Genomic DNA, 8,232 nt, shown 5'->3' on the forward strand with positions numbered 1-8,232 from the left:
TTGGCAACGGCATTGCGCGTATTGCCCGCCTCGCCCCTGATCCGATTGCACTCCGCGGGCCGCCCTGAAAGAGTGGCGGCCAAAGAGAGTGCCATGACCGCCTTCCGTTTCATCCATGCCTCGGACCTGCACCTGGGACGCCGGTTCGCCAATATCCCCCAGCCCGAGGATGGCAACATCCGCGGACGCCTGATGGAGGCGCGTCACGGCGTCATCGCGCGACTGGCGCAGGCTGCCCGCGATACCGGCGCGGCGCATGTCCTGCTGGCGGGCGACACCTTCGACACGGCCACACCCTCTCCGACCGTGCTGCGGCAGGCACTGACCGCGATGGCAGAGGATGCGGGCCTGACCTGGTGGCTACTGCCCGGCAACCATGACAACCTGGCCAACGCGGAACCGCTCTGGGAACGGATGTTGGCCGAGGCGCCGACGAACGTGCGGCCCCTGATGGATGCCACCCCCCGGATGATGGCCGATGGGGCCTGCCTGCTGCCCGTTCCGGTCACCCACCGCGCCCCCGGGCGCGACCTGACAGAGGGGCTTGGCGCCATGCCTTCGCCCGAGGGCGCACAGCGCATCGCCCTCGCCCACGGCGGCGTCACCGATTTCGAGGATACGGGCGCGCATATCCCGCCAGACCGTGCGGCGCGTGCAAATCTGGATTACCTCGCGCTGGGCGACTGGCACGGACGGTTGCAGATCGACGCCCGCACGCACTATCCCGGCACGCCCGAACAGGACAGGTTCAAGCACGGGCGGCGCGGGCTTTGCCTGGCGGTCACCATCGACGCCCCGGGCGTCACGCCAGAGGTCACGGAGGTCGAGACCGGCCAGTTCTGGTGGACCGAAACGGAATTGCCGGTGCAAGCCGGGCTGGAGACCTCTCTGGCGCTGGAGGCGCTTTTGCCTGCCACCGGACGCCGCGACGTGCTGATGCGGGTACGGGCCACCGGCTGGGCCAGCCTGGCGCAGCGGGCGGACCTCTCACGCGCCGTCAGCGCCGCCGCGCCGGATTTCGCCTGGCTGACGCTGAACTCCGAAGGCCTGGGCGCGCTTCTGGACGATGTCGATCTCGACACGATCGACCACGCGGGCGCCCTGCGCCGGGCCGCCGAGACGCTCAAGACCGAGGCCGAGAACCCCGACCTCTCCGCCGAGGATCGCGGCATCGCCGCCGAGGCGCTGGCCCGGCTTTACGCCTATGTGACGGAGCAGACCGCGTGAAACTTCGCCGTATCGCCGTCCAGAACCTGCGCCGCTTCACCGCGCCCGTCCAGATCGAGGGGCTGGCCGATGGGTTGAACGTGCTCAGCGCCCCGAACGAACAGGGCAAGTCGACACTCTTCGACGGGTTGCAGGCGCTGTTCTTCACCGCTCACGGCGGCAGCGGCAAGGAGATCAAGGCGCTTCAACCCCATGCCAAGGGCGCGCCCGAGGTGCTGGCCGAGATCGAGACGCCCGAGGGGCGATTCACCCTGGCCAAGCGGTGGCTGTCGAAACCGCGCGCCCATGTCTGGCAGGACGGGCGCCTGATCGCCCAGGCCGATGCCGCCGAGGCCTGGATTTCGCAACTGGCCGCCGCCGATGCGGGCGGGCCCGCCGGCCTTCTCTGGGTGCGGCAGGGGCTGACCGGCTTTGATGAGAGCGGGAAAAAGGCACAGGACACGGCGCGCGAGGCACGGCGCGACCTGCTGTCCTCGATCGCCGGAGAGGTCGACACCATGACCGGCGGCGCGCGCATGGATGCCGCGCTGAAACGCTGCCGCGAGGAACTGGGCCGCTATGCCACCGCCACCGGGCGGCCATTGAAGACCGGCCCCTGGAAGGCGGCGCAGGACAGGGTCGAAGAGCTGCAGGCCGAACATGACAGGCTGGATCAGCTGGTGGCCGAGCTTCGCCACGATCTCACCGCCCGCGCCCGCGCCCGCAGCGAACTGGCAGAGCTGACCGAGCCGGAGGCCGCCGCGCGCCGCAAGTCCCGGCTGGCCGAGGCGCAAGAGGCGCAGGCCAATGCCGAACGCCACGCGGCGCAGCTCGATACGCTCACCCGGGCCGCCGAGACCGCGCGCCTGCGGCTCGATGCATTGGACAGCCGCCGCAAGGCGCGTGGCGCCGCGCTGGCCGAACGCGACGAGGCGGCGCAGGCCAGGCAGGCCGCCGGAGCGCTGAAGGCAGAGGCCGAGACCGCGCAGGCCGAGGCCGAGCGCGCGGCAGTGCAGGCCCGAGACATCCTGAAAGCCGCCCGCGACCGCCTGGCCGCGGCCGAAACAGATCTGCGCGCCGCGCAACACGCCCGGCAGGCCCACGAGGCCGAACATCAACGCAAGGAACTGACCCAGCGCATCGCCGAGGCCGAGGATCTCCGTCAGCAGGCCGAAACCGCCCGCCGCGCAGCCAGCCACGGCCCCGATGCCAAGGCTATCGACCGGCTGGAAAGACTCGCCCGTGCGCTGGACCAGGCCCGCGCCCTGCAGGCCGCCAGTGCCGCGCGGCTGGAAATCTCCTACGCGGCAGGGCGTGAGGGCGCGATCACCCTGGATGGCCAGCCACTGCCCGGTGACAGGGCGCTGCCCCTTTTGCAGGTCACCGCGCTGGGCCTGCCCGGCCTCGGAACGCTGACCGTCACCCCCGGCGATACCGGCGACGAGACGGCGGTGGACAGTGCTGGTGAGGCTTTGTCCGCGGCCCTGCGCAAGCTTGACCTGCCCGACATCGACGCCGCCCGCCAGGCCGCCCGTGCGCGAAGCGAGGCAGAGCGCCGGCTGTCCGAGATCACCGCCACCCTGCGCGCCCTTGCCCCCGATGGTGCCGAGGCGCTGCGCCTGCGGTTGGCCGCCCTGCCCGCCCCGCTGCCAGAGGATGCGCCCCAGCCGCCGACCCCGGAGGTGGCAGAGACCGCACTGCGCGAGGCCGAAACCGCGCGCCAAGAGGCCGAGATCCGGGCCGAAACCGCGCGCGATCAGCTTGAAACCGGGCGCACCGAGACCGCCCGCGCCCTTGCCGGCGCCCAGGCCGCCGCTGATCGTCTGACCCGGGCCGAAACCGCCCTGGCGCAGGCGCCCGAAACACCCGAGGCAGAGCACAGCGCCGCGCTGGAACACCTTGCGCAGGCCGAGGAGGTTCGCGCCAAGGCCGCCACCGAGGCCCCCGACATCGAAAGCACGCGGGCCGCCTTGTCCCGCGCACAATCGGCCGAGACCTCGGCGCAAGAGGCCATCGCGCGGCTGAACCTCGATCTTGCCCGCCTGGACGAACGCGTGCGCCGCAGCGCCGAGGGGGCGGTCGAGGAACGGCTGGCCGATCTGGCACAGGACCTGGAAACGGCGCAGGCCGACCTTGGCCGGATCACTCGGGACGTGGCGGTGCTGCGCCGCCTGGAAACGGCGCTGGAAACCGCGCGCATCGCCGCCCGAGACCGCTATTTCACACCGGTTGCCAATGCCTTACGCCCACTTCTTCACCTCCTCTGGCCAGAAGCGCAGCTGGATTGGGACGATACCGAGCTGTTGCCCCGGCACCTGATCCGCAACGGCACCGAAGAACCGATCGACATTCTCTCCGGCGGCACCCAGGAACAGTTGGCGCTGCTGGTCCGACTGGCCTTTGCCCGGCTTCTGGCCCGGGACGGGCGCGCGGCGCCGGTGATCCTGGACGACGCGCTGGTCTTTACCGACGATGACCGGATCGAACGCATGTTCGACGCGCTGCACCGCCAGGCCTCGGACGTGCAGATCCTCGTGCTGACGTGCCGCCAGCGCGCCTTCCGCGACCTCGGGGGGCAGCAATTGCAGATCCGCGCGATGGAACCGGCGCCCGACAGCCTGCTGGAGCAATAGGGACAGTCCTCGGGCCGAGATCTTTTCAAGAATTCGGCGTAACACCCCCGGCCACCGACGAATCCCCCTTTGCAAGCGGATCGGGCATCCCTATATTCCTCCTGTCCCCTCGGGGACTATGGGCATAAACGCGCATGTAATAAACGGATCGGACCCGGGGGCGGTACCCGGCGGCTCCACCATATATCCTTTGTTGGGGGATCATGGGGCCGAAACAGGATCGACGAACGCGTAAAGATGTAGCTTTGTCCCGGTGAGATACCACCGTTATCGGTTCACAAAGTACAATTGCCAACAACAATCGTGCTCCGGTTGCTCTGGCTGCGTAAGCAGTCCGAAAGACCGAAATCTAAGCCCTTGCGCCTAGCCGCGTAAGGCGGGGTTCGCAGGCACCTGGCAACAGAAGCCTGCACTTTCCCCGACCACTCCTGTCCCGCTCGCACTGGCCATCGGTCTCTCTCTCGTCCTTGGGGCCATCGCAGCCCCGCCGCGGGCTCAGCAAGTTGCCGACGGTCCCACGAAACTGCGCGTCAGCAGCGAGTGTGACGCCAAGATGTCCCTAAACGGCAAGTCCAAGACCGTCGACGGCGACTGGCACCATTTCCCCGCAAACATGTTCCGTTCGGCGCAAGCGGCCTCGTCACCGATGACGGCAAGCCGCTTGTCTTCCAAAGCGGTCTCATCCTCTACACCAAAACCGAGGAAGGTGGATCAAGAGTGTCTGGTGGGAGACGGAGCCGAACAGTCGCATCAACCCGCTGAGTGACGGCAAACGCCTGCGCCACCGCGACAATGCCAAGCTATATGTCTTCTACGAGACGGTCGACGGGCGCAAGCGGGTCAAGGGCGACTACGGCATCAGCGACCAGGGCGACTTTTTCGAGGGGGTCGAGGCGGTGCGGGTCCTGCGCGGGCCGGACGTGGAATACTGGATCGCCAGCTGCTGATGGCCCTGCGGGCTTGACCCCGGGCGCCGACCTGTCACACCGGCGTCGTCCATCGCTGCTAGGCCCCGAGGTCATGACCGCCTATTCCACGTTGATCCAAGTCTTTGGCCGTATCGGTGTCCTGTCTTTTGGCGGCCCGGCCGCCCAGATCGCCCTGATGCACCGCGAACTGGTCGAGGAGCGACCCTGGCTGACGGAACAGCAATTCCTGCGCTCCCTGAGTTTCTGCATGTTGCTGCCCGGACCGGAGGCGATGCAACTGGCCACCTACGCCGGCTGGCGCCTGCGCGGCATTCCCGGCGGGCTGATCGCGGGCGGGCTATTCGTACTGCCCGGCGCCGTTGTGATCGCCCTGCTGGCGCTGCTTTATGCGCAATACGGCGCGCGCCCCGAAACCGAGGCGCTGCTTTTGGGCGTCAAGGCCTGCGTCGTGGTGATCGTGGCGCAGGCGCTGGTACGGCTGTCGCAAAAGGCGCTCAAGGGCGCGGCGGATTACCTGGTGGCGACGCTGTCCTTTCTTGCGATCTTCCTGCTTGGCCTGCCCTTTCCGCTGATCATCGCGCTGGCCGCGCTCTGGGGTGCCTTCCGGGCCTCGGCGCCGGTCGAAACGCCGCCCGAACCGGCAACTCGCAAGACCCGCCCTGCCACGATCGCTCTCTGGGCCGCGCTCTGGCTCATGCCCCTGCCGGTCCTCTGGCTGACCGGGCAGGATCTGCTGTTCGACCTCGCACTGTTCTTTGCCAAGCTTGCGGTTGTCACCTTTGGCGGCGCCTACGCGGTGCTGGCCTACATGGCGCAGGAAGTGGTCGAGACCCGCGCCTGGCTGGACGCCACCCAGATGGTCGACGCCCTGGGCCTGGCCGAGACCACGCCCGGCCCGCTGATCCTGGTGACGCAATTCGTGGGCCAGCTGACCGGCCACGCGCAGGGTGGCCCCTGGCTGGCACTGGCGGCGGGGGGGCTGACGCTCTGGATGACCTTTGCGCCCTGCTTCCTCTGGATCTTCGCGGGCGCCCCCTACATCGAGAACCTGCTGGCCCGGCCCCGGCTGCAATCCGCCCTGGCGGCCATCACCGCCGCCGTGGTGGGCGTGATCCTGAACCTTTCCCTCTGGTTCGCGCTGCACGTCGTCTTTGCCACGCTCACGCCGGTTGCCCTGGGACCCGTGACGCTGGATCTGCCCCGGCCCGACACGCTCCGCTGGGAGGTACTGCCACTGACAGCCCTTGCCACGGTGCTGCTTGTCTGGGCAAAACGCGGTGTTCCTGTCACACTCGCCCTGTCGGCGGCGCTGGGATGGGCGCTTGTGAATGTGTGACAATCGCCCCTTTTCCTCCACGTCAAAAACAATATGGTGAGGGCACGCTCAGAAAGGTCCCCAAATGTCCGAAGGCATCGATTACGGCAAACTCATGCACCGCGCCATGCGCGGGTTGATTCAGCAGGTTCTCGAGGATGTTCAGGAAAACGGACTGCCCGGGGATCATCATTTCTTCATCACCTTCGACACCGGTCACCCGGATGCCGAGCTGGCCGACTGGCTGGCCGACCGTTATCCCGAGGAAATGACCGTGGTGATGCAGCACTGGTACGACGGGCTGGACGTGGGCGATGACGGATTCGCGGTCACGCTGAACTTCGGCGATGCGCCCGAACGGCTGTACATCCCCTATGACGCGATCAAGACCTTCGTCGATCCCTCGGTCGAATTCGGCCTGCGCTTTGAAAGCCAGGACGACGACGAAGACGGCGACGACGATCCGACGCCCCCCGATGACGACGGCCCCGGTGGCGAGCCGAAAGAGGAACACCACGACGCAGAAGTGGTCAGCCTCGATCGTTTTCGGAAGTGATCTCCGGCACAGCCTGACGATTTCCCGGTGCCGCGCCCTGGCGCGTCAGGTTGCACCGGCATTCTGACGCATGTTAACGGTATCCCGTGGTATGCCGCCTTGTCTTTCGCCGCTTCTGGGGTAAGAGGAAGACAACCCCATCAAGGAGGCATGTCCATGACCGTGACCCGCACCGAATCCGACAGCTTCGGCCCGCTCGAAGTTCCCGCAGACAAGTACTGGGGCGCACAGACCCAGCGTTCGATCATGAATTTTCCCATCGGCTGGGAAAAGCAGCCCGTTGCCATCGTGCGCGCGCTGGGCGTGATCAAGCAGGCCTGCGCGATGCAGAACAAGGCCACCGGCAAGCTGGACGCGAAACTGGCGGACGCCATCATCCAGGCCGCCGGAGAGGTCATCGAGGGCAAGTTCGACGACAACTTCCCGCTGGTGGTCTGGCAGACCGGTTCCGGCACACAGTCGAACATGAACTCGAACGAGGTCATCGCCAACCGCGCCATCGAGATCCTGGGCGGCACCATCGGCACCAAGGACCCGGTGCACCCGAACGATCACTGCAACATGGGCCAGTCGTCCAACGACACCTTCCCCACCGCCATGCATATCGCCACCGCGATGAGCGTGCGTGACGTGCTGATCCCTGGCCTGACGAAACTGGCCGAGGGGCTGGAGCAGAAGGCCGAGGAATTCAAGGACATCATCAAGATCGGCCGCACCCACACCCAGGACGCGACGCCGCTGACGCTGGGCCAGGAGTTTTCAGGCTACGCGCACCAGATCCGCCAGGGCCTGAAACGGGTCGAGGCGGCGATGCCCGGCATCTATGAACTCGCCCAGGGCGGCACCGCGGTCGGCACCGGGCTGAACACTGTCCCCGGCTGGGGCGAGGCCGTCGCCAGCCACATGGCCGAGATCACCGGCCTGCCCTTCGTCACCGCCCCCAACAAGTTCGAGGCGCTGGCCGCGCATGACGCGATGGTCTTCCTCTCGGGCGCCTTGGCGACGATTGCGGGCAGCTGCTACAAGATCGCCAACGATATCCGGTTCCTCGGCTCCGGCCCGCGGTCCGGCCTGGGCGAACTGATCCTGCCGGAGAACGAGCCGGGTTCGTCGATCATGCCGGGCAAGGTCAACCCGACCCAGGCCGAGGCGCTGACCCAGGTTGCCGCCCACGTCATGGGGAACGACGCCGCGATCAAGTTCGCCGGGTCGCAAGGCCATTTCGAGCTGAACGTCTACAACCCGATGATGAGCTACAACCTGCTGCAGTCGATCCAGCTTTTGGGCGATGCGGCGGATTCCTTCACCGAGCGGATGCTCATGGGCATCCAGGCCAACGAGCCGCGCATCGACAAGCTGATGAAGGAATCGCTGATGCTGGTCACGGCACTGGCGCCGACCATCGGCTATGACAATGCCACCAAGGTTGCCAAGACCGCGCACAAGAACGGCACGACGCTGAAGGAAGAGGCCATCGCGCTGGGCTTTGTCGACGAAGCCACATTCGACGCCGTGGTACGCCCCGAGCAGATGATCGGCCCCAAGGCCTGATGTCGACGGCAGGTGCGAGGGGCCAGCCCCTCGCGCTCCCCG

At 67.3% G+C, this 8,232-nt stretch carries 5 protein-coding genes and 1 other RNA gene; all 6 read left to right on the plus strand.

The window, feature by feature from the left end:
• Positions 1–93 precede the first annotated feature (93 nt).
• The 6 genes from PVW46_RS02715 to fumC all read left to right on the plus strand — a co-directional run bounded on the left by PVW46_RS02715 (position 94) and on the right by fumC (position 8,190).
• A complete protein-coding gene (locus PVW46_RS02715; RefSeq protein WP_069208866.1) occupies positions 94–1,227 on the plus strand; it encodes a metallophosphoesterase family protein in 1,134 nt (377 codons plus the stop codon).
• Positions 1,224–3,839, plus strand: a complete 2,616-nt coding sequence (locus tag PVW46_RS02720) for an AAA family ATPase (protein ID WP_069208867.1) — start codon at positions 1,224–1,226, stop codon at positions 3,837–3,839. The genes PVW46_RS02715 and PVW46_RS02720 overlap by 4 nt, the downstream gene beginning before the upstream one ends.
• Before the next feature lie 64 nt (positions 3,840–3,903).
• Positions 3,904–4,253, plus strand: a transfer-messenger RNA (tmRNA) gene (gene ssrA / locus PVW46_RS02725).
• Between the two features lie 606 nt (positions 4,254–4,859).
• Complete coding sequence (chrA, locus tag PVW46_RS02730) at positions 4,860–6,104, plus strand: chromate efflux transporter (RefSeq protein ID WP_069208868.1); 1,245 nt, start codon at positions 4,860–4,862, stop codon at positions 6,102–6,104.
• Between the two features lie 64 nt (positions 6,105–6,168).
• Positions 6,169–6,639 carry an SspB family protein gene (locus tag PVW46_RS02735; RefSeq protein WP_043138791.1) on the plus strand — a complete coding sequence of 157 codons (471 nt, stop codon included), beginning with the start codon at positions 6,169–6,171 and terminating at the stop codon, positions 6,637–6,639.
• A gap of 156 nt (positions 6,640–6,795) precedes the next feature.
• The gene (gene fumC / locus PVW46_RS02740) at positions 6,796–8,190 is read left to right on the plus strand and encodes a class II fumarate hydratase (protein ID WP_069208869.1); all 1,395 of its coding nucleotides are present in this window, start codon (positions 6,796–6,798) and stop codon (positions 8,188–8,190) included.
• Positions 8,191–8,232 lie beyond the last annotated feature (42 nt).

The sequence above is a fragment of the Mameliella sp. AT18 genome (assembly GCF_028807275.1).
Taxonomy (GTDB): Bacteria; Pseudomonadota; Alphaproteobacteria; order Rhodobacterales; family Rhodobacteraceae; genus Antarctobacter; species Antarctobacter albus.